This window comes from Streptosporangium album, assembly GCF_014203795.1.
Lineage (GTDB): Bacteria > Actinomycetota > Actinomycetes > Streptosporangiales > Streptosporangiaceae > Streptosporangium > Streptosporangium album.
The window spans coordinates 3,612,837-3,633,988 of the sequence record NZ_JACHJU010000001.1 but is presented as its reverse complement, the minus strand read 5'-3'; the positions used below and the strand labels follow the sequence as shown (position 1 = coordinate 3,633,988).

At 69.3% G+C, this 21,152-nt stretch carries 18 protein-coding genes; 11 read left to right on the top strand and 7 right to left on the bottom strand.

Annotated elements, in window-relative coordinates; translation table 11 throughout:
• Positions 1–68: 68 nt before the first annotated feature.
• On the bottom strand, positions 69–1,706 hold the full coding sequence (locus tag FHR32_RS17395; RefSeq protein ID WP_184755268.1) for a fatty acyl-CoA synthetase: 1,638 nt from the start codon (positions 1,704–1,706) through the stop codon (positions 69–71).
• Between the two features lie 634 nt (positions 1,707–2,340).
• Here FHR32_RS17395 and FHR32_RS17390 point away from each other — a divergent pair.
• The 5 genes from FHR32_RS17390 to FHR32_RS17375 all read left to right on the top strand — a co-directional run bounded on the left by FHR32_RS17390 (position 2,341) and on the right by FHR32_RS17375 (position 9,526).
• Positions 2,341–3,033, top strand: a complete 693-nt coding sequence (locus FHR32_RS17390; RefSeq protein ID WP_184755267.1) for a DUF998 domain-containing protein — start codon at positions 2,341–2,343, stop codon at positions 3,031–3,033.
• Between the two features lie 49 nt (positions 3,034–3,082).
• Positions 3,083–3,457, top strand: a complete 375-nt coding sequence (locus FHR32_RS17385; RefSeq protein WP_184755266.1) for a YciI family protein — start codon at positions 3,083–3,085, stop codon at positions 3,455–3,457.
• Positions 3,458–3,616: 159 nt separating this feature from the next.
• Entirely contained in the window at positions 3,617–4,882 is a 1,266-nt protein-coding gene (locus FHR32_RS17380) for an RNA polymerase sigma factor (protein ID WP_184755265.1), read from the top strand.
• A gap of 74 nt (positions 4,883–4,956) precedes the next feature.
• On the top strand, positions 4,957–5,085 hold the full coding sequence (locus FHR32_RS46005) for a hypothetical protein (RefSeq protein WP_281390876.1): 129 nt from the start codon (positions 4,957–4,959) through the stop codon (positions 5,083–5,085).
• Between the two features lie 838 nt (positions 5,086–5,923).
• Positions 5,924–9,526: a galactose-binding domain-containing protein gene (locus FHR32_RS17375; protein WP_184755264.1), complete on the top strand. Its 3,603-nt coding sequence runs from the start codon at positions 5,924–5,926 to the stop codon at positions 9,524–9,526.
• Positions 9,527–9,866: 340 nt separating this feature from the next.
• Here the strand turns inward: FHR32_RS17375 and FHR32_RS17370 are convergent, their stop codons facing one another.
• Positions 9,867–10,220, bottom strand: coding sequence for a hypothetical protein (locus FHR32_RS17370; protein ID WP_184755263.1), 354 nt, complete (start codon positions 10,218–10,220; stop codon positions 9,867–9,869).
• A gap of 194 nt (positions 10,221–10,414) precedes the next feature.
• On the opposite strand from FHR32_RS17370, the gene FHR32_RS17365 reads away from it, so the two are divergent.
• The 3 genes from FHR32_RS17365 to FHR32_RS17355 are packed head-to-tail and all read left to right on the top strand — an operon-like array spanning position 10,415 to position 12,395.
• Positions 10,415–11,110 (top strand): hypothetical protein, encoded by a 696-nt coding sequence (locus FHR32_RS17365; RefSeq protein WP_184755262.1) that lies wholly within the window; start codon positions 10,415–10,417, stop codon positions 11,108–11,110.
• Positions 11,111–11,161: 51 nt separating this feature from the next.
• Positions 11,162–11,830 (top strand): thymidylate synthase, encoded by a 669-nt coding sequence (locus tag FHR32_RS17360; RefSeq protein WP_184755261.1) that lies wholly within the window; start codon positions 11,162–11,164, stop codon positions 11,828–11,830.
• A complete protein-coding gene (locus tag FHR32_RS17355; RefSeq protein WP_184755260.1) occupies positions 11,790–12,395 on the top strand; it encodes an HAD-IA family hydrolase in 606 nt (201 codons plus the stop codon). The genes FHR32_RS17360 and FHR32_RS17355 overlap by 41 nt, the downstream gene beginning before the upstream one ends.
• 72 nt (positions 12,396–12,467) lie before the next feature.
• On the opposite strand, the gene FHR32_RS17350 is transcribed toward FHR32_RS17355, so the two are convergent.
• From FHR32_RS17350 to FHR32_RS17340, 3 genes are all read right to left on the bottom strand, one after another.
• Positions 12,468–12,863: a type II toxin-antitoxin system VapC family toxin gene (locus FHR32_RS17350; RefSeq protein WP_184755259.1), complete on the bottom strand. Its 396-nt coding sequence runs from the start codon at positions 12,861–12,863 to the stop codon at positions 12,468–12,470.
• Positions 12,860–13,120: a CopG family transcriptional regulator gene (locus FHR32_RS17345; protein WP_184755258.1), complete on the bottom strand. Its 261-nt coding sequence runs from the start codon at positions 13,118–13,120 to the stop codon at positions 12,860–12,862. The genes FHR32_RS17350 and FHR32_RS17345 overlap by 4 nt, the downstream gene beginning before the upstream one ends.
• A 68-nt stretch (positions 13,121–13,188) precedes the next feature.
• Entirely contained in the window at positions 13,189–15,654 is a 2,466-nt protein-coding gene (locus FHR32_RS17340; RefSeq protein WP_184755257.1) for a GcvT family protein, read from the bottom strand.
• 75 nt (positions 15,655–15,729) lie between these two features.
• Between FHR32_RS17340 and FHR32_RS17335 the strand changes: the two genes are divergently transcribed.
• Together FHR32_RS17335 and FHR32_RS17330 are read left to right on the top strand one after the other, a co-directional pair.
• Positions 15,730–16,692, top strand: coding sequence for a phosphotransferase family protein (locus tag FHR32_RS17335; protein ID WP_184755256.1), 963 nt, complete (start codon positions 15,730–15,732; stop codon positions 16,690–16,692).
• A gap of 17 nt (positions 16,693–16,709) precedes the next feature.
• The gene (locus tag FHR32_RS17330; protein ID WP_184755255.1) at positions 16,710–18,266 is read left to right on the top strand and encodes an amino acid permease; all 1,557 of its coding nucleotides are present in this window, start codon (positions 16,710–16,712) and stop codon (positions 18,264–18,266) included.
• Positions 18,267–18,358: 92 nt separating this feature from the next.
• On the opposite strand, the gene lipB is transcribed toward FHR32_RS17330, so the two are convergent.
• Complete coding sequence (lipB, locus tag FHR32_RS17325) at positions 18,359–18,997, bottom strand: lipoyl(octanoyl) transferase LipB (RefSeq protein WP_184755254.1); 639 nt, start codon at positions 18,995–18,997, stop codon at positions 18,359–18,361.
• A 15-nt stretch (positions 18,998–19,012) separates the two neighbouring features.
• Positions 19,013–19,198 carry a PspC domain-containing protein gene (locus FHR32_RS17320; protein WP_184755253.1) on the bottom strand — a complete coding sequence of 62 codons (186 nt, stop codon included), beginning with the start codon at positions 19,196–19,198 and terminating at the stop codon, positions 19,013–19,015.
• 243 nt (positions 19,199–19,441) lie between these two features.
• Between FHR32_RS17320 and FHR32_RS17315 the strand changes: the two genes are divergently transcribed.
• Complete coding sequence (locus FHR32_RS17315) at positions 19,442–20,992, top strand: M28 family metallopeptidase (protein WP_246466185.1); 1,551 nt, start codon at positions 19,442–19,444, stop codon at positions 20,990–20,992.
• The last annotated feature ends 160 nt before the right edge of the window (positions 20,993–21,152 follow it).

Below are 21,152 nucleotides of genomic sequence, written 5' to 3'. Positions count from 1 at the left end.
GGCCCGTCGTCGGCGGCGGACCGGCACCTCGGACATGCCGGCCCCCTCATCTCGCCGGTCCGGGGCCGTCAGCGGCCGGGGCTCGCGCCGGGGATCCGCTCGGCGAGGTCGGCGTGCCGCTCCCGCAGCTCACGCTTGAGGATCTTGCCGCTTGGGTTCTTCGGGAGAGCGTCGACGAAGGCGACCGCCTTGGGCACCTTGAAGGGGGCCAGCCGCGCGCGAGTGTGCGCGCGCAGCTCCTCCTCGGTGACGGCCACACCCGGCTTGGTCGCCACGATCGCGACGACCGCCTCGATCCAGCTCGGATGCCGGACCCCGACGACCGCCACCTCCGCGACGGCGGGGTGCTCGTAGATGATCTCCTCGACCTCCCGGCTGGCGACGTTCTCACCACCGGTCTTGATCATGTCTTTGATCCGGTCGACGACCGTGAGGTAGCCCTCCTCGTCCATCACTCCCAGGTCACCCGAGTGGAACCAGCCGCCGCGGAAGGCCTCGGCCGTCTTCTCGGGGTCGTCCAGGTAGCCGAGGATGGCGTGCGGGCTGCGGTGGACGATCTCGCCGATCTCGCCCGGTGCCACATCGTCACCCCGGGAGTCCACGACACGGGTCTCGACGTTCAGGGCGGCCTGCCCTGCCGATCCCGCCTTGCGGAGCTGGTCCTCCGGCTGGAGCATGACGGCGACCGGCGCCATCTCCGTCTGGCCGTAGAAGTTCCACAGACGCACGCCGGGCAGCCGCTCGCCGATCTCGCGGAGCACCTCGACCGGCATGATCGCCGCGCCGTAGTAGCCCTTCCGGAGCGAGGAGAGATCCCGCCGGTCGAAGTCCGGATGGCGCAGGAGTGAGATCCACACCGTGGGCGGGGCGAAGAACTTCGTCACCCGGTGACGCTCCAGCGCCTCCAGCACCGCGGCGGGATCGGGGCCGGACAGGATATGGCTGGAGGCGCCGAGCTGGATGTCGGGAACCAGGAAGCAGTGCTGCTGGGCGCAGTGGAACAGCGGCATGGCGTGCAGTTCGGTGTCGTGCCTGTCCATGCCGCCGTCGATGACACAGCTGCCGTACTGGGCGATCAGCGCGGCATGGGACAGCACGGCGCCCTTGGGGCGCGATTCGGTGCCGGAGGTGTAGAGGATCTGCGCCGGGTCGTCCGCGGCGATGAGCGGAGCCGGGTCGCCCGTGTCCTCGTGACCGAGCAGCGACGCGAACGGTTCCCACCCCTCGTCCCTCATGACGCCCTCGGGCGCCTCGCCGTACACCACCCGGATCCGGAGCTGTCCGGCCGCCTTGGCCGCGTCCCGCGCCACCGGCAGGAGAGCGTCCTGCGCGAGCAGGGCGACCGCCGAGGAGTGGGCGAGCACGTAACCGATCTCGTCGGGCCCGAGCATGAAGTTGATCGGCACGAGGACGGCGCCCGCGCGGGCGACCCCGAAGATGGTCTGGACGTAGTCCACGCTGTTCCGCGAGAGCACCCCCACCCGCTCGCCCGGGCACACCCCTCTCGCGGCGAGCGCGCCGGCGACCCGGGACGCGTCCTCGTCGAGCTGGGCGAAGGTACGGCTGCTCCTCCCGTCCGCCACGGCGAGCCGGCCGGGATGGCGTCTGGCGGACCGCCGCAGCAGGTCGGCGAGAGACTGGCTACGGGCGAGGGCGACATCCACCCGCGCCGGCTTGGAGGTTGCCGATGACCCAGCGAAAGACATGAACTTCTCCAACGGCCGCAACAGACGAAACCTCTGGACAGCGTAGTGACCTGTGCCACTTTTGAGGAGAGGCGATCTCTGTCGCGCGACCGGTGCCCCTTGTCCCTGGCCTGTCCGGAGCGCATGAGAAAGACCTGTGTCAGCTCGCCGACCTCCTCCTGAAGCTTCAGCAGGAACCACGTGTCGTCCCGGGTGATCCCGTGCCTGCGGGCGTAGGCACGCGATACCGCTTCGACCTGGTCCGTGAGCTGCCGCACATCCATGCCGGGAGTGCAGGAGGGACGTCCGGCAGGCGGCCAGGTGACCGTCGTCGCCTACGACCTCACATCCGGCCGGATCACGACGCGCGTACCGGTCGGCGCATCGAGTTGGCGTACGTCCGCGTCCGAAGCACCGAGGGCGCGGGACCGAATGATCCGCTGCCTGTGGCGAGTCTCTCGTCGCCGTGCGCGCATCCGACCGCCACCCGGTGGGCCGGCCTGCCGATCCGGCGCTGACCTGCGAGAACACGGCCCCGAAAAAATCTTGAAAAAGATCCGGCCGAGCTGTCGAATCGGCGTGACCCCGTTCGAAGCGTAGTCGAAGGGCCGGAAGGAACCCGAGAACCGGCCTCGGACCCGTAAGGAGAACGGCCATGACCCAGCAGACGACCCAGACCGCGGCCCCCGTGACCTGCGACCCGCGGACGAGCGTCACCAGGTCACTCCTGGGCTATGGCGTCGTCGCCGGACCGGTGTACGTCGTGGTGTCCCTCGCCCAGGCCCTGACCCGGGACGGCTTCGACCTCGCCCGCCACCAGTGGAGCATGCTCGCCAACGGCGACCTCGGCTGGATCCAGATCGCCAACCTCATACTCGCCGGGCTGACGACCATCGCCTGCGCGGCCGGCCTGCGCCGGGCTCTCACCCCGGGGCGCAGCGCGATCTGGATTTCCCGGCTCGTCGGCGCCTACGGTGTGAGCATGATCGGTGCGGGGATCTTCCGGGCGGACCCGGCGATGGGCTTCCCCGCGGGGACGCCGGAGGGGCCAGGGGCGATCAGCTGGCACGGGATGCTCCACTTCGCCTGCGGCGCGGTCGGCTTCCTCTGCGTGATCGCGGCCTGCTTCCTCATCGGCCGCCGGTTCTCCGCCGAAGGCCGTACGGGATGGGCCTTCTCCAGCCGGCTCACCGGCGTCCTGTTCCTCGCGGCCTTCGCCGCCGTCGCGACCGGCGCGGGCGCCGTCTGGGCCAACCTGAGCTTCGTCGCCGGGATCCTGATCATCTGGACCTGGCTCTCGGCCCTGTCGCTCCACCTCTACCGGCGCACCGCGCCCCAGCACGCATAGACCTGCCCGGCCACACCACCACCCACGGAAAAGAATCAAGGAGACAGCGATGCGGTACATGGTCATTCTCAGAGCCACCAGCCTGCCCGCCACCCCGCCGCCCGCCGAGCTGATGGAGGCCATCGCCAAGCTCGGGGAGGAGGCCACCGGAGCCGGTGCCCTGCTCGACACGGCCGGCCTGGCTCCCAGCGCCGAGGGCGTTCGGATCGAACTCGCCGGAGGCAGGCTGAGCGTCACCGACGGCCCGTTCGCCGAGGCGAAGGAGCTGATCAGCTACGCCCTCTACCAGGTCCGGTCGAAGGAGGAGGCCACCGAGTGGACCTCCCGTTTCCTGAAGGTCCACCGCGACCACTGGGAGGGCTGGGAGGGCGAGGCCGACGTCCTTCGTGTCTTCGGCCCCGAGGACTTCGCCGCCCCCGCGTAGCCACGCCACCGACCGGGACCTCCGTCACGCCCCGGCCGGGACTCCTCCAGAGTCCCGGCCGGGGCGCACGCGTGTTCCGGCCCCTTCGCCGGTCCCCGTACGGACGCGTGACGGGTTGGAGGTGTCGCGGGCGGGGACGGGGTGCTTGGATCGGTGGTCATGACGGTTGGTGATCCTCATCGGGTGGTCGAGGCGGTCTGGCGGATCGAGTCCGCACGGGTGATCGCGGGGCTCGCCCGGATGGTGCATGATGTCGGTCTGGCCGAGGAGCTGGCGCAGGATGCCCTGGTCATCGCGCTGGAGCAGTGGCCACGGTCGGGTGTGCCCGACAATCCAGGCGCATGGCTCATGCTCACCGCCAAACACCGGGCGATCGACCTGCTGCGCCGCAGAACCCGTTACGAGCAGAAGCTCGAAGAGGTCGGCCGTGACATGGAGATCCGCCAGGAGGCGGCCGAGGCCGAGCTGGACGACGCCCTCGACGACCACATCGGCGACGACGTGCTGCGCCTTCTCTTCACGGCCTGCCACCCCGTGCTGCCCGTCGAAGGACGCCTGGCGCTCACCCTCCGCCTGCTCGGCGGCCTGACGACGGAGGAGATCGCACGGGCCTTCCTGGTGCCCGAGCCGACCGTCGGACAGCGGATCTTCCGGGCCAAGCGCACCCTCACCGAGAAGCGGGTGCGGATCGAGATGCCCGCACCGGCCGAGCTGGGCGACCGGCTCTCGTCGGTCCTGGAGGTGATCTATCTCATCTTCAACGAGGGCTACTCGGCGACCGCCGGTGACGACTGGATGCGCCCGTCACTCTCCGAGGAGGCACTGCGCCTGGGCCGGATCCTGGTGGGTCTCATGCCGGGGGAGGCCGAGGTGCACGGCCTCGTCGCCCTGATGGAACTCCAGGCGTCCCGCACCCGCGCGAGGACGGGCCCGGACGGCGGCCCCGTCCTGCTCCTCGACCAGGACCGCGGGCTGTGGGACCGGCTGCTCATCCGTCGTGGACTGGACGCGCTCGGACGGGCCGAGGCCCTCGGCACGCTGGGCCCGTACGGCCTGCAGGCCGCGATCGCCGCCTGTCACGCCCGCGCGAGCTCCGCCGGAGACACCGACTGGGAACGGATGGCCGCCCTCTACCGGGTGCTCGCCCACGTCTCCCCCTCCCCCGTCGTGGAGCTGAACCGCGCGGTCGCGGTGGGCATGGCGTACGGCCCGGCACGCGGCCTGGAGATCGTGGACGGGCTGGTGGCGGAGCGGGCGCTCAAGGGCTATCCGCAACTGCCCGCCGTACGGGGCGATCTGCTCGCGAAGCTGGGCCGCCACGACGAGGCACGCGAGGAGTTCGGCCGGGCCGCCGGGCTCACCCGCAACGAGCGCGAGCGGGCTCTCTTCCTCGGCCGCGCGGCCGCGACGGCCGAGGTCCCGTGACCGGCGTCCCGGCCCTCCTGCCACTCGGCTCCCAGATCTACAGCGCGGAACCGTACCGGCAGGCGGCTCGGACCATGATCGAGAAGCTCGCCCGCATCCGGGACACCCATGGGGTCGTCCTGCCCGAGCTGGACCTCGGTGGCGGCCACGGCGCGGAACCCGGCCACGGTATTCGATTGTTCCGCGATATCGGCGACGCATGAACCCTGCCGCGAATAATGCCCTTCCCGGCCGGCCTCATTACCGGCATACGCCTGAATCAGGCCAATTACCGGACCCGTTTCCGCAGGCCTCGGCTGTACCTTCCGTTTACATCTCCGGCCCGCAGCCAGCCGGGGAGACGCGGCGGCGGAGCTCCCCGGCCTGATCGTGGCCGTCGCGGGCATGGACGGCGCGCCGTCCGCGGGCGTCCCCGTCGCCGGCCGGAGCATCACCCGGGCCCCTTCCCCGGTCCCGCGCCCCCGCACCCGGACCCGGACCTGGACCTGGACCGACCAGGACGCGGGGCAGGACACCTGGGAGAACAAGGGTGGGCACACCGACGCCCGCCAGGAGAGTGCGGACGTCCCGGCGGCGGCCAGGTCTAACGCAAGCGCGGCATGCCGCAACAAACAATCTTTTCCAGCCGTTGACGTGGCTGTAGCACGTAGTTAACATTTGGCCATCGCGATGCAAAATTTTTGCAAAGCCCTGTTACTTTCTCGCCGTTCCTCGCAACTTCTCGCGAGGGCGCACCATGTCCATGCACCGCTCCGACCCCCCACGGAGAGGACCCAGGTGATGTCGGCTACGGCATTGCGCGTGCGGTCACCGCCGCGACGACCACGATCGCCAGACGGCGACAGCATGAACGACTTCTCCGAAACGATCTCCGCAACGCCCCCGGCGCGGCGACCACAGCCGACCGGGAGCATCTGACCCCACCGCCGGAGGGCGGCCCAGGGGCACGGGCGTACCCGCCGATGGCGAGCACGCCGCGCGGCGGAGGTCGCAGCCTCCTCGCCGCGCCTGCCGTTCCAGACGAGAAGCAAGAGGAACGCGATGAGAAATAGGAACGTGGCGCTGTTACGGCTGACGGCGGCAGTGCTCGCGGCCAGCCTGCTCGCCCTGTTCGGGGCGGTCTCCCCGGCCTCGGCCGACACCAACCTGGCGGCGGGCAAACCGGCCTCGGCCGGCAGCGCCAACAACCCCTACACGGCCGGCAACCTCAACGACGGGAACGCGTCCACCTACTGGGAGAGCGCCAACAACGCCTTCCCGCAGTGGGCCCAGGTGGACCTCGGTGCCCCGGCCGGCGTCAACAGGATCGTCCTGAAGCTGCCGCCGGCGACGGACTGGGCCACCAGGACGCAGACCCTCACGGTGCTGGGAAGCACGAACGACCCCTCGCCCTCCTCCGTCATCGTGGCGTCCGCGGGCTACAGCTTCAACCCGGCGACCGGCAACACGGTGACGATCGACTTCACCGCGACCGCCCTCCGGTACGTGCGGCTGAACATCACCGCCAACACGGGCTGGCCGGCCGGTCAGCTCTCCGAGTTCGAGGTGTACGGCCCCGGCGGCACCGGCGGCGACACGCAGGCACCGACCGCGCCGTCGAACCTGGCCTACACCGAGCCCACCTCGGGCCAGATCAAGCTGACCTGGAACGCCTCGACCGACAACGTGGGCGTGACCGGCTACGACGTCTACGCCAACAACGCCCTGCGCGGCAGCGTGGCGGGCAACGTCCTGACCTACACCGACACCCAGCCGGACACCGCGACCGTGTCGTACTACGTCAAGGCGAAAGACGCCGCCGGCAACCAGTCCTCGGGCAGCAACACCGTCACGCGTACCGGCAGCGGCGGTGGCGGCTCCAACCTGGCCGTGGGCAAGCCGATCACCGCGTCCTCCTCGGTCTTCACCTTCGTGGCCGCGAACGCCAACGACAACAGCGTGACGACCTACTGGGAGGGCAACGGCGGCAGCTACCCCAACACGCTGACCGTGCAGCTGGGCTCGAACGCCTCCGTCGACTCGGTCGTGCTGAAGCTGAACCCCGACAGCGCCTGGGCGACGCGCACGCAGACCATCCAGGTGCTCGGACGCGAGCAGAGCTCGTCCTCCTTCACCAGCCTGTCGTCGGCGGCGGTCTACACCTTCAACCCCGCCTCCGGTAACACCGTGACGATCCCGGTCGGCGCCACGGTCGCCGACGTCCAGCTCAAGATCACCACGAACTCCGGGGCGCCCGCCGGCCAGGTCGCCGAGTTCCAGGTCATCGGCACGCCGGCCCCGAACCCGGACCTGACGATCACGGGCATGTCGTCATCTCCCGCGGCTCCGGTCGAGACCGACTCCGTCACCCTGTCGGCCACGGTCAAGAACGCCGGGACGGCGGCCTCCGGCGTGACGAACGTGAACTTCTACCTGGGCACCGCCAAGGTCGGCACCGCCTCCGTCGGTGCGCTGGCGGCCGGAGCGTCCTCTACCGTCTCCGCCGCCATCGGCCCCCGTGACGCGGGCACCTATCCGTTGAGCGCCAAGGTCGACGAGGCCAACAGCGTCATCGAGCAGAACGAGACGAACAACGGCTACACGGCCCCGTCCCCGCTCGTCGTCAAGCCCGTCGACAGCTCGGACCTCGTCGCGACGACCAGCTGGACGCCGAGCAACCCGGCGAACGGCAACGTCGTCACCTTCTCCACGGTGATCAGGAACCAGGGCACCGTGGCCTCCGCGGGTGGCACGCACGGCATCACGCTGACGGTTCTCAACGACGCGGGCACCGTCGTCCGCACCCTGACCGGCTCCTCCAGCGGCGTCATCGCGGCCGGCGCCACCGCGAGCCCCGTCAACCTGGGCACGTGGACGGCCGCCAACGGCAAGTACACCGTGAAGACGGTGCTGGCCGACGACGCCAACGAACTGCCGGTGAAGCGGCAGAACAACACCGGCACGCAGTCGTTCTTCGTCGGGCGCGGCGCCAACATGCCCTACGACATGTACGAGGCCGAGGACGCCGTCGTCGGCGGCGGCGCGGCCGTCGTCGGCCCGAACAGGGACATCGGCGACCCGGCGGGCGAGGCCTCCGGCCGCAGGGCGGTGACGCTGAACTCCAGCGGCAGCTACGTCGAGTTCACGACCAAGGCCAGCACGAACACCCTGGTCACCCGCTTCTCCATCCCCGACGCGGCGGGCGGCGGCGGGATCGACTCGACGCTCAACATCTACGTCAACGGCACCTTCCTCAAGCCCGTCAACCTGACCTCCAAGTACGCCTGGCTGTACGGGAACGAGACGAGCCCCGGCAACTCGCCGGGAGCGGGCGGGCCGCGCCACATCTACGACGAGGCCAGCGTCATGCTCGGGACGACCGTCCCGGCCGGCAGCAAGATCCGGCTGCAGAAGGACCCCGCCAACACGACGACGTACGCGATCGACTTCATCAACCTCGAGCAGGTCGCGCCCATCGCCAACCCCGACCCCGCCAAGTACACGGTGCCGGCGGGCTTCACCCACCAGGACGTGCAGAACGCGCTCGACAAGGTGCGGATGGACAACACGGGCACCCTGGTCGGCGTCTACCTGCCGCCCGGCACCTACCAGACGGCGAGCAAGTTCCAGGTGTACGGCAAGGCGGTCAAGGTGGTGGGCGCCGGTCCTTGGTACACCCAGTTCCGCGCCCCGACGACCCAGGACAACACCGACATCGGGTTCCGCGCCGAGGGGACGGCCAACGGCTCCTCGTTCGCGAACTTCGCCTACTTCGGCAACTACACCTCGCGCATCGACGGTCCGGGCAAGGTGTTCGACTTCGCCAACGTCGCCGACGTGGTGATCGACAACATCTGGAACGAGCACATGGTCTGCCTCTACTGGGGCGCGAACACCGACCGTGTGACGATCAAGAACTCCCGCATCCGCAACCTGTTCGCCGACGGCATCAACATGACGAACGGCAGCACGGACAACCACGTCACCAACAACGAGGCCCGTGCGACGGGCGACGACAGCTTCGCGCTGTTCTCGGCCATCGACGCCGGCGGGTCCGACATGAAGGGCAACGTCTACGAGAACCTCACGTCCATCCTGACCTGGCGCGCCGCCGGTGTCGCGGTCTACGGCGGATACGACAACGTCTTCCGGAACATCTACATCGCCGACACGCTGGTCTACTCCGGGATCACGATCAGCTCGCTCGACTTCGGCTACCCGATGAACGGCTTCGGCGCCGACCCGCCGACGAAGTTCGAGAACATCTCCATCGTCCGGGCCGGCGGCCACTTCTGGGGCTCGCAGGTCTTCCCGGCGATCTGGGTCTTCTCCGCCTCGAAGATCTTCCAGGGCATCCGCGTCAGTGACGTGGACATCGTGGACCCGACCTACAGCGGCATCATGTTCCAGACGAACTACGTCGGAGGCCAGCCGCAGTTCCCGGTCAAGGACACCGTCTTCACGAACGTCTCGATCTCGGGTGCTCAGCGGAGCGGTGACGCCTTCGACGCCAAGTCCGGGTACGGCATCTGGGCCAACGAGCTGCCGGAGCCCGGTCAGGGACCGGCGGTCGGTTCGGTGACGTTCAACAACCTGAAGCTGAGCAACAACGCGACGAACGTGAAGAACACGACGTCGACCTTCACCATCACCACCAACCCCTAGGAAGTCCGGACCGGCGGGAGACACAAGGGTGTCGCCGGGAGGCCCGACCTCCCGGCGGCACCCGCGAACACCACGTTTTAAATGCCACCAAAACCTTCCTAAAGCATCGAAATCATGTCAGTTCTCGTGGTTTTCGAGCCATCGGAAGTCACCAGACGCGCATACCTGGCAGGACGGAGGGAACGCCCGCCCTGTGAACTGCGGGTCGAAGGAGTTTCCGATGTCAACCGAAAGTGCGGGCGCGCTCTCCATCACGGCCAGCACGCGGAGGGCGCGGTAGCCCTGGCGGCCCGCCCTGGTGGAGGCGACGGCCGTGTATCCCTCTCAGGACGTCACCGGTTCAGGGGGATTCCAGCGAGATGACGTCCTCGTCGTAGGCGGCCAGAAGGGCCGCCGCCACCTCCGTCACGTCCAGGTCCACGACGATCTCCTCGCCCGAGGCGACGCCGCGGTCCGACACGGCGAGGCCGATCAGCGCCAGGGATGCCGCGCGGTCACGGACACGGGCCTGCTCCGCGGTCTCCTCACCCGCCTCCCCCTCCTCGTCACGGTCCCACGCGGCGGCGGCGGCCCGTGCCAGGTCCCCGGACAGCCGGACGGTGAGGCGCGCGACCTGGGGATCGAGGAAACGTCCGATCTCGGCGAGCACCGCCGAGTCCTGGCGATACCTGATGTACTCCGGGCTCTCATCCACACCAGGAGCCTACGCAGAGCACCGCCGTCCACCCGCACATGCCTCGGAAACATCTCCCGAGCCGTTCCCCGCGGGAGTGAGTTCCGAGAAGTTGTGAGAGATCTGGTGAATCGCGCCCAAAGAGCTGACAGGTGCGTCAAAATTGGCTTACCGCGCACGTCCGCCAGCCCCGAGAGTGGGTTCCGATGCGGAAGATGTCGCCGCGTATGACCGCGGAGTCGCTGCCCGAGAGGCTCGACAACCTGCCCGTGGAACCGAAGGACTTCCTCCAGCTCGTGGCCGTGGATTTCACCGGGACCTACAACGTCTACCTCGCCGCCAAGGACGAACGGCTCAAGATGACCAGGCTCTCCATGAGCCTGCTGGCCGCCCCGTTCGCCGCCGCCATCGCGCTGGCGAGCGCAAAAGTGATCAACCCGGCGGCACTGACCTCCTGGGACGGTGTGCCGTGGTACATGTTCGCGACGGTCGCCGCGTTCGGGCTGCTGAACATCCTGCCGTTCCTGCGGCTGATCGAGGCGGTGAACGCGCACATGCGGACGGCGCGCGCCCTCAACAACTTCCGCCTCCTCTACGTGGTCCAGCTCAAGGACCATTTTTCGGCCCTCGGCTGGACCCCCAACCTGCCGGTGGATCCCCGCTATCCCGAGACCTACGCGCCGCTCGCCTGGCCGGGGACCAACGTGATGATGCTGGCCCTGGTCAACAGCGCCTACATCGCGGCCGGCGTGCTCGGCGTGGTCGGATCCGCACCCAACGTCGCCCTCCTCCTAGTGATCATCGGACTGCTCGCGCTGGTGCACTACTTCGTCTACTACGTCCGTGCCAACGTCTCCCGGCAGCGCCGACTCCCACACAACCCATTCCATTTCCCCAACGTGGAGACCTGAATGCCCGACCTCCTCAGATTCGCGTCTTGTGGGGAGACGTGGATCTGGCTGATGCGACACGTAAGGACCAACGGCAGGCCCGCCGAGGACGACCGGGGCCCGATCGTCGAAACCCAGGCGGTGCTGTTCGAGATCACCGAGCTCGGCTGGGACGATCCGATCCTGGAGACCTACGGCGACTCGGGGAAGATCCCGCTGTACGCCAGCAAGTTCAGCGAGTGCGCGATCGTCCCGCCCTTCAAGTACAGCTACGGCGGCCGGCTCCGCCGGCTTCTCGGCGTCGACCAGCTCCGCTGGATCGCCGAGGTGCTGCGCGCCAAGCCGTACAGCAAGAGCGGCTGGATCTCCCTCACCGTCCCGGGCGAGCCCGCCGACGCGGTGCCCTGCCTCACCAGCCTGGCCTTCCGGCTCCGCGACGGGCGGCTGGTGATGACGGCCGCCTTCCGGTCGCAGAACGTGTTCACGTCCTATCTGAACTACGTGCCGCTGCGTAGTATTCAGAGCGAGGTCGCCGACGACCTCGGGGTGGGTTGTGGACCAATGAGGGTCTTCGTCGACGTTCCTCACATCTATGCCGTGGACGCGGCGACGGTCGAGGAGATCCTCCGGCTGTCGGAGCGCGATGGGCTCGGCGAGGGAGCATCGTTACCAGGTCCTGCTGGTCGATCTGGACGGGACTGTGGTCGACTACGCCCGGACGGAGCGCGGCGCGCTTCATGAGGTCCACCACCGTTTCTTCCGGATGGGCCGCGCCGAGTTCCTGGCGCGGTTCCACGCCGCGAACGAGCCGCTCTGGGCCGCCTACCGCGAGCATCGGATCACCCTCGCCGAGCTGCGGCTGGAACGCTGGGCCAGGATGGGCGCCCTTCCCGCGGTCGCGGTCGCGTTCGAGGAAGCGCTCGGCCGGAACGTGACGCTGTTCCCCGAGGCCAGCGCCGCCCTGCGGCGGCTGTCCCGGCGGTTCAGGCTGGCCCTGGTGACCGACGGCATCGCCCACGTGCAGCGGGCCAAGCTCCGCCGTACCCGGATCGGCGGGTTCTTCGAACACGTGGTGATCGCACCCGAGGTGGGGCTGCGCAAACCCGACGGAGAGCTGCTCCACCACACCCTGGATCTGCTGGAGGCCAGAGCCGGTGACGCGCTCATGGTCGGTGACTCCCCGGCGAGCGACGGCGGCTGCGCGCAGGCCGCCGGGGTGGACTTCTGCTGGGTGAACCGTACGGAGGCGTCACCCGCCCCCGGAATCCCCGTCCACCGGACCGTCACCTGCCTCGGCACCCTCTAGCGACCCATCTCTCCGTGGTGACTTGTCAGGGGCATCGGTCGCCGGCTCACCGACGTGGCAGGCCGGCCGACGTCAGATCTTCACGATGCGCAGGCGGTTCTGGCTGATCGCTGCGATGTCCCCGACGTCGGAGGTCAGCACGGTCACCGGCCCCGGAAGGCCCAGTGCGGTAGCGCAGACCATGGCGTCGATGGCGTGTTTATGGCCGTGTAAGCCTGCGGCGGCGAGCAGCTGTGCGGCGTCACGGGCGATCTCCCGGGTAACGGGCTCGACATTCAGACGGGACAGCGTCCATTCATAGCGAGCTCGGTTCAGCCGAGGATGCGACACTTCCACGAGGGTGGCCACGCTGACGACGACGCGGAGGTCTTCCGCCTCCGCGGCCGCCAACCATGCGGTCAGCTCCGGAGTCTGAAGTATCGCTCTGGACAGGCCCTCGCAGTCGAGGACGAGCGTGCCCGGTGTCACGCCGCTGACGTGTGGTCGTTGCCCTGCCCGAGGTCACTCCGCAGGATGGCGCGCTTGGCGTCGACCTCCGCACGGTCCACGGGCCCGTGCTGAGATTCGGCTGCGGCGATGAGCTCGCGAAGGTTGTCCCGCTCCACCTGGCGTGCCAGTGCCTGAGAAACATACGCGGAGAAGCTGGCCGTGCCGATCCGTGCCTGAACCGTCGCGGCAAGCTCCTCCGGAATCGTGACGCTGAACTTCTTGGTCCCACCACTCATGCTACCAAAAGTAGCATGAGTGGCACCAAGGAGGCGATAAAAGGGCGGCCTCGCCCGGCGGCGCGGGGTCAGGCCGGCAGGCGTCTGATGCGGTCGGAGGCCGGGTCGTAGAGGGGTTCGGCGGTGACGGTGGCGCCGATCCAGGTGCCGGTGACGCCGACCTCGACCCGGTCACCGGGGGCGGTCCCGGCGGGCAGGTAGGCGTAGGCGATCGAGCGCTCCACCCGATGGCCGTATCCTCCGCTGGTCACCCGGGAGGCCGGCTCGCCGCCGGCGCGGACCGGCTCGCCGCCCAGGCACACCTGCCGGGGGTCGTCCAGGACGAGGCAGGCGAGGCGGACGGGTGCGCCGCTCCCGTCGGAGGCGTCCAGGCGGGAGGGCCGGGCGGCCGTCTCCAGCGCGGACCGGCCGAGGAAGTCCTTGTCCCGGGCCACCGCGAAGCCCAGACCCGCCTCGACGGGGGTGGTCTCGGGGGTGATGTCCATGCCCCAGACGCGGTAGCCCTTCTCCAGGCGCATCGAGTCGATCGCCCGGTAGCCGGCCGGGCGCATGCCGTACGGCGCGCCCGCCTCCATGAGCGCGTCCCAGAGCGTCAGCCCGTACTCCACCGGGCAGTAGAGTTCCCAGCCGAACTCGCCCACGAACGTCACCCGCTGGGCCAGCACCGGGACGTTCCCCACGCTGATCTCCCTGGCCTTCATGTATCCGAAGGTCAGATCGTCGTCCGACAGCGTGCCGAGGATGTCCAGGGCGCGCGGGCCCCACAGGCAGTAGCAGGCGTGGGCGGAGGTGACGTCCCGGACGTCGAGACCGTGACCACGGAGCCAGGCCGCGTCGTGGACGCCGAAGGCGGTGCCGGTGACCAGGCGGAAGCTGTCCTCGGCCAGGCGGGTGACGGTCAGGTCGGCCTCGATGCCGCCGCGCTCGTTCAGGAGCTGGGTGTAGACGACCGAGCCCGGGGGGCGGTCGAGCTGCCCGGCGCAGACGCGCTGCAGCCGCACCAGGGCCTGATGCCCTGATATTTCAAGCTTTGAGAACGAGGTCTGGTCGAACAGTCCCGCCGCGTCCCGCGTGGCCAGGCACTCCTGCCGGATCGCCGGGGACCAGATCCGCCCGGCCCATCCGAGCGGCCGGACCTCCCGCGCGTCCCCCGACTCCGGTGACCCCGGAGACGGGTCCGCGTCGGACTCGAACCAGTTGACCCGCTCCCAGCTTGCTTTTTCGCCGAACACCGCCCCCAGCTCCGCATGCCGTACCCACGCCGGGGAGCGACGCAGTGGCCGGGCGGCGGCGCGCTCCTCGCCCGGGTAGACGATGTCGTAGTACTTCGAATAGGAGTCGAGCGCCTTGGCACGGGCCCAGGAAGCGGACCGGGCGTGCCCGCCGAACCGGCGCAGGTCCATGCCGAACACGTCGTACTCGGGCGAGCCGTCCACGATCCACTCGGACATGATCTTGCCCACGCCGCCCGCGGCGGCCAGGCCGTGGACGCAGAACCCGGCCGCCGCCCACAGCCCGCGGACCGAGGTCTCGCCGAGCAGGAACTCACCGTCGGGGGTGAACGCCTCGGGCCCGTGGACGACCTTCACGATCCCGGTACGGCCCAGCGCGGGGACCCGCCGCACCGCCGACTCCCAGGATTCCTGAAATTTCGGCATATCAGCGTCGAACAACGTCCGAGGCTCCGCCAGCGGACGGTCCGTGTCCCAGGTCTCCGGGGTCCGGATGTATCCCCCGACCAGGATGCCGCCGCCCTCCTCCCGGAAGTAGACGATGTTGTCCGGGTCTCGGACCGTGGGCATAGAGGAGGGAACCTCGAAAGGTTCGGTGACGACATACTGATGCTTGATCGGCACGACCGGGATGTCCACTCCGGCCAGCCGCCCGACCCGTCCGCTGGCCGCGCCCGCCGCGATGACCACGGTGTCGGCCTGCACCGACCACTCCTCGGCACCCGACGTGAGGCGGACCCCGGAGATCTCGCCGCCCACCACGTCGAGCCCCGTCACCCGGGTCCCGGTGAAGATCTGCACGCCCAGCATCGAAGCCCCGGCCGCCAGCGCCCTGGCCAGCAGCGCCGGGTCGAGCCAGCCGTCGCCGGGCAGCCAGAGCGCGGCCCGCACGTCGCGCACCTCCAGCAGCGGCAGCATCTCTCCCGCCTCGGCGCCGGAGAGCACCGAGAGGTCCAGTCCGTAGGTCTCCCCCGCCCCCGCCAGCCGCAGCGACTCCTCCACCCGCTCGGACGTGGTCGCCAGGCGGAGGCCGCCCACCCCGCGCCAGCCGGGGTCCATTCCGGTCAGCTCGGCCAGCTCGGGATAGAGACCTGCCGAATACATGATCATCTTTGTCTGGGTGACGGTCGAGCGGAGCTGGCCCACGAATCCGGCCGAGTGCCAGGTGGTGCCCTCGGTCAGCTCGTGCCGCTCCACCAGGATCACCTCGCTCCAGCCGAGCCTGGCCAGATGGTAGGCCACGCTGCATCCGGCCACCCCGCCGCCGATCACGACGGCCCGCGCGGAGTTGGGAAGTTTCAAGGTCGGCAACCCCTCTGTAACAACTCGCCCGCAAAATCGGATCAATGGTCTGAAGGTAGGCCAAAGGAGTGTGGCATGCCAGATGCTCTCGCAGACGTCCGAAAATGGGCCGGACAGCCCGTTACCGCGACGCCGATCAAGGGTGGCCTCAGCCACCGGATCGCCCGGCTGGACACGGCCGACGGGCAGCGGTGGCTGTTGCGCGTGCTCGACCCGAGGGTCGCGGCGGCGGGGCTCGGCATCCCGCTCGACCAGGAGATCGCCAACACCCTCCGCGCGGCCGAGACCGGGGTCGGCCCCCGGGTCCTGCACCGGATGCCCGGCGCCCTGCTGCTGGAGTATCTCGACGGCGCCACCCTGGACGCGCACGGCGTGCGGACGCTTCCCGGGCCGATCGCGGCCGCCTGCCGCCGCCTGCACGCCGGGCCCCGGTTCGTCAACGACTTCTCCATCTTCCGCAAGCTGGACGCGTTCCTCGCCCTCTGCCATACCCACGCGCTGCCGGTACCCGACGGCTACGAGGACAGGTTGCCGGTGGTGGCCGAGATCGAGCGGGCACTGGCCGCCGACCCGCTGCCGTCGGTGCCCTGCCACAACGACCTGTTGCCGGGCAACCTCATCCGCTGCGGCGCGGAGGTCAGGATCGTGGACTACCAGCTCTCCGGGAACAACGACCCCGCCTTCGAACTGGGCGACATCGCCGCCGAGGCGGACTACGACCCGGATCTGACCGCCCGGCTCGCCCGCGCCTACTTCGGCCGGGACGATCCGCGGCTGATCGCCAGGGTCCGGGTCAACCTGATCATGTCCAACCTCACCTGGTCCCTCTGGTTCGCCGTGCACCACGGGCTGCTGGGCGAGCAGGCGGCGGCGGCCGACTTCGACTACGACGCGGAGGCCGCCGGCAAGTTCGAGCGGGCCGTACGGGACCTGGACGATCCGGGGTTCGGCCGGCTCGTCGACGACGTCCGGGGCGGGCGCACGCCGGCCGCCCCGGGTTCCCCACCCCCGGATCCCGGGACAAGACCCCCCATGTAAGACGCGAGGAGGCTTGCATGACCAAGCCAGTACCACCCGTGGACGCGGATACCCAGAGGCTCGCCGAGCTCGGCTACAGACAGGAGCTCTCCCGCACCTGGAGCGGCTTCTCCAACTTCGCCATCTCCTTCTCAATCATCTCCATCCTGGCCGGCTGCTTCACCACCTTCGGCCAGGCCTGGAACAACGGCGGGCCGATCGCGATCTCGCTGGGCTGGCCGCTGATCTCGGTCTTCATCCTGATCATCGGCCTGTGCATGTCGGAGCTGGTGTCGGCCTACCCGACCGCCGGCGGCATCTACTGGTGGGCGGCCAAGCTGGGCAGGCCGGTGCACGGCTGGTTCACCGGCTGGTTCAACCTCATCGGGCTGATCGCGGTGACCGCCTCGGTGGACTACGGCTGCGCGACGTTCATGAACATCACCGTCAACCGGTTCGCCGCAGGCTTCGAGGTCTCCCTCGGCAACACCTTCATCCTCTTCGTGGTCATCCTGGTGCTGCACGCACTGATCAACATCTTCAGCCACCGGCTGATCTCGCTGCTGCAGAACGTCTCGGTGTGGTGGCACGTGTTCGGGGCGGCCGTGGTGGTGGCGATCCTGATCTTCGGCCCCGAGCGGCACCAGTCGCTGTCGTTCGTGTTCACCGAGCGCTTCAACAACTCCGGCTTCTCCGACACGTCGTTCTGGTTCTACGTGCTGCCGCTCGGCTTCCTGCTGACCCAGTACACGATCACCGGCTTCGACGCCTGCGCGCACGTCTCGGAGGAGACCCAGGGCGCCTCGACGGCGGCGGCGCGGGGGCTCTGGCAGTCGATCTTCTACTCGGCGATCGGCGGCTGGGTGCTGCTGCTGGCGTTCCTGTTCGCGGCCAGTGACGTGGACGCGGTCAACAAGGAGTTCGGCTTCGTCGGGGCCGTCTTCACCTCGTCGCTCACCCCGGTCCTGGCCACGGTGATCTTCGGCATCTCCACGATCGGGCAGTTCTTCTGCGGGATGAGCTGCGTGACCTCGATGTCACGGATGACCTACGCGTTCTCCCGGGACGGCGGCATCCCCGGCTGGCGGCTCTGGTCGAAGGTGGACAGGAACCGGACCCCGGTCAACGCGATCATGTTCGGCTGCGGCGCGGCGCTCGTCCTGACCCTTCCCGCCCTCTACAAGGCCCCGACCGGGACTCCCCTGGCGTTCTACGCGGTGGTGTCGGTCGCCGTCATCGGCCTCTACATCGCCTTCGCCATCCCGATCTGGCTCCGGCTGAGGATGGGTGACCGCTTCGAGCCCGGCCCGTGGACGCTGGGCGCGAAGTACAAGGTCATGTGCTGGATCGCGGTCGTCGAGATCGCCGTGGTCTCGATCTACTTCATCATGCCGCTGGCCCCGGCGGGGGTGCCGTTCAACACGGACGACCCGGCCACGCCGGGAGACGAGACGTTCACCTGGACGGCGGTCAACTACGCGCCGATCGTGGTCGGGCTGATGGTCCTCGGCGTGGGCCTGTGGTGGGCGCTGTCGGCCCGGCACTGGTTCACCGGGCCACGCCGTACGGTCGACGCGGACGGGCCGGTCGACTGACCGTCCTTCCGGAAAGACCGGATCACGGGGCCGTCCGGCCGGCGGGACCGTCCCGGCGGCCTCTCCGGCTCACCCAGAGGCGGTCCCCCAGGTCAGCCCGCCTCGAAGGCCTCCGCCACCGCGGCCCGGACCCGTTCCATGTCCGCGGCCGTGGGGGCCTCCCGGCTCAGCGAGGTCATGTCGACCTCGGGCATGCCGCAGGGCACCGCCCAGTCCCACGGGGTCAGGTCACCCTCGACGTTGAGGGCGAATCCGTGGCTGGTCACGCTCCGGCTCTGCCGCATGCCGATCGAGACGATCTTCCGGCCGGTCTCCGTCGTCCACACCCCCGTGAGCAGCTCGGAGCCGGCCGGGGTGTCCCGGCGCTCGGCCGGGACGCCCAGCGCGCCGAGCGCGCGGACCAGCCGGAGCTCGACCTCCCGGACGTAGTCGACGATCCCCTCGTCCTCGCCGAGCTTGACGATCAGGTAGCCGACCAGCTGGCCGGGGCCGTGGTAGGTGAGCTGCCCGCCCCGGCCCGTGCTCACGACCGGAATGCCGTGGGACGGGTCGGGCAGATGCTGCTCAAGCGTGCGCCTGCCGACGGTGTAGACCTGGGGATGGCTGAGCAGCCAGAGCATGTCGGGACACTCGTCCCGTTGCCGCCGACCGACCAGGTCGGTCATCCGCTCCATGGCCTTCTCGTAGTCGACCAGGTCGTTCTGGACCAGTGACAGGGGGCGTCGCCTCATGCCCCCAGCATATTTTCAGTAACGGACCGCCGGAGCCTTGGGGATGAGGATCCACATGAGCACGTAGGCGACCCAGAGCGGCCCCGGGATGAGGGAGAGCAGCAGCCACAGCACCCGGACGACCGTGGGCGACCAGCCGAGGCTGTCGGCGATCCCGCCGCAGACCCCGGCGATTATCTTGTGGTTTCTCGAACGACGCATTTCTTCTCCCCGGATTGTTGTCTCTCACCTGTCTGAACGAGGGGCGGAGACATCCACGTTCCCGAGGCGCCCCTGAGAAAACCCTGTCAGGGTCGGCCGCTCCGATCCGACTCATCGCATAACCATTCGTGCGACTCCGCGTCAATGGGTCTAGGCGAAGGTGCTTGATCACGGTACGTTCCGCCTTAGCACAGAAGCCCTGACACGGCACGGGACCCCCGAGTTCCCCTCCCAAGGAGCGTTATGCGCCTGCACCTACGACGCAGCCTTGTCCGGACCACCATCCTGGTCACGGCCATCGCCCTTCCGCTCGCCTTCACCCCACCCGCGAGCGCGGCCACGACCGGCATCCCCGACATCCTGGCCACTGCCCTGTCCACCCAGGTCAAGGGCAAGAACGTCAAGAAGCACCTCGAAAGGTTCCAGCAGATCGCCGACGCCAACGGCGGCACCCGCGCCGTGGGCACCCCCGGATACGACGCGTCCCTCGCCTACGTGAAGGACAAGCTGAGCCGGGCCGGATACAAGGTCTCCACCACCGACGTGGAGTTCCCCGTGAAGTGGGAGGAGTTCTCCCCCTCGGTCCTGCAGCAGGTCACGCCGGAGGCCAGGACCTACGCCAACCCCGCCGACTTCGTCACCGTCGTCTCCTCCAGCGGCGGGGACGTCACCGCGCAGGTCCAGGTGGTCGACGCGGTGATCCCGGTGCCCGCGACCCCCAACACCTCCACCGCGGGCTGCGAGGCCGCCGACTTCGCCGGGTTCGTGCCCGGCCGGATCGCCCTCATCCAGCGCGGCACCTGCCCGTTCGTCGACAAGGCCACGAACGCCAAGGCGGCGGGCGCGGCCGGCGTGATCTTCTTCAACGAGGGCCAGCCGGGCCGTACCGACCCGCTCGTGTTCGACATCCGCGAGTGGCGCTTCGGCTTCCCCATCGTCATCGCGAGCACCGCCGTCGGCCTCGACCTGGCCGACACCCCCGGCACGACCGTCCGCCTGAAGGTCGACGCCGCGACCACGGTCGGCCGGAGCAGGAACCTCATCGCCGACTCCCGTTGGGGTGACCGGGACGAGGTCGTGATGGCGGGAGCCCACCTGGACAGCGTCACCGAGGGTCCCGGCATCAACGACAACGGCTCCGGCAGCGCCGCCATCCTGGAGACCGCGCTGAAGCTGGCCCACCTGCCCACGAAGAACAAGGTGCGGTTCGCCTTCTGGAGCGCCGAGGAGCTCGGTCTGCTCGGCTCCGACCAGTATGTCGCGGGCCTGTCGCAGGCCGAGCGGGACAAGATCCGGCTCTACCTGAACTTCGACATGGTCGCCTCGCCGAACGACGTCACCTTCCTCTACGACGGCGACGACTCCGACGCCGAGGGCGCCGGAGCCGGCCCGGCGGGCTCGGCCGCGATCGAGAAGCTGCTGGAGAAGTTCTACGGCAGGCGCGGTCTGGGCTTCAAGGGCACCGACTTCGACGGCCGCTCCGACTACGGCGCGTTCATCGCCAACGGCATCCCGGCCGGCGGCATCTTCACCGGCGCCGAGCGCATCAAGACCGCCGAGGAGGCCGCCAGGTTCGGCGGGACGGCGGACGCCCCCTACGACGCCTGCTACCACGCCGCCTGCGACACCATCGCCAACGTCAACGACGCCGCCCTCGACCGCAACTCCCGGGCGATCGGCTACGCCACCGCGTTCTACGCCTACGACCTGTCCGGCATTCCCGACCGCGACGCCACGACCCTCATGAAGTCCGCCACCACCTCCGCGCGGACGCTCGACGGCGCGGCGCGTTAGGCCTGTGCCGCAGATCCCGCCGTAGCGAGACGCCCACCGGCCGACCGCGACGGGCAGCGGGTCCAAGGACAGGATCAGGCGCACCACCAGGCTGTACGGCGCGCACTCCGGCCGGAGTGCGCGCCGCTCGGGGACCCCTCACACCCTCCGACCCGAGGAG

What these genes read in the sequence shown, in the direction of transcription:
- FHR32_RS17395 (WP_184755268.1), bottom strand. Translation starts at nt 1,706, where the DNA reads ATGTCTTTCGCTGGGTCATCGGCAACCTCCAAGCCGGCGCGGGTGGAT.
- FHR32_RS17390 (WP_184755267.1), top strand. Translation starts at nt 2,341, where the DNA reads ATGACCCAGCAGACGACCCAGACCGCGGCCCCCGTGACCTGCGACCCG.
- FHR32_RS17385 (WP_184755266.1), top strand. Translation starts at nt 3,083, where the DNA reads ATGCGGTACATGGTCATTCTCAGAGCCACCAGCCTGCCCGCCACCCCG.
- FHR32_RS17380 (WP_184755265.1), top strand. Translation starts at nt 3,617, where the DNA reads ATGACGGTTGGTGATCCTCATCGGGTGGTCGAGGCGGTCTGGCGGATC.
- FHR32_RS46005 (WP_281390876.1), top strand. Translation starts at nt 4,957, where the DNA reads ATGATCGAGAAGCTCGCCCGCATCCGGGACACCCATGGGGTCGTCCTG.
- FHR32_RS17375 (WP_184755264.1), top strand. Translation starts at nt 5,924, where the DNA reads ATGAGAAATAGGAACGTGGCGCTGTTACGGCTGACGGCGGCAGTGCTC.
- FHR32_RS17365 (WP_184755262.1), top strand. Translation starts at nt 10,415, where the DNA reads ATGTCGCCGCGTATGACCGCGGAGTCGCTGCCCGAGAGGCTCGACAAC.
- FHR32_RS17360 (WP_184755261.1), top strand. Translation starts at nt 11,162, where the DNA reads ATGCGACACGTAAGGACCAACGGCAGGCCCGCCGAGGACGACCGGGGC.
- FHR32_RS17345 (WP_184755258.1), bottom strand. Translation starts at nt 13,120, where the DNA reads ATGAGTGGTGGGACCAAGAAGTTCAGCGTCACGATTCCGGAGGAGCTT.
- FHR32_RS17335 (WP_184755256.1), top strand. Translation starts at nt 15,730, where the DNA reads ATGCCAGATGCTCTCGCAGACGTCCGAAAATGGGCCGGACAGCCCGTT.
- FHR32_RS17330 (WP_184755255.1), top strand. Translation starts at nt 16,710, where the DNA reads ATGACCAAGCCAGTACCACCCGTGGACGCGGATACCCAGAGGCTCGCC.
- lipB (WP_184755254.1), bottom strand. Translation starts at nt 18,997, where the DNA reads ATGAGGCGACGCCCCCTGTCACTGGTCCAGAACGACCTGGTCGACTAC.
- FHR32_RS17320 (WP_184755253.1), bottom strand. Translation starts at nt 19,198, where the DNA reads ATGCGTCGTTCGAGAAACCACAAGATAATCGCCGGGGTCTGCGGCGGG.
- FHR32_RS17315 (WP_246466185.1), top strand. Translation starts at nt 19,442, where the DNA reads ATGCGCCTGCACCTACGACGCAGCCTTGTCCGGACCACCATCCTGGTC.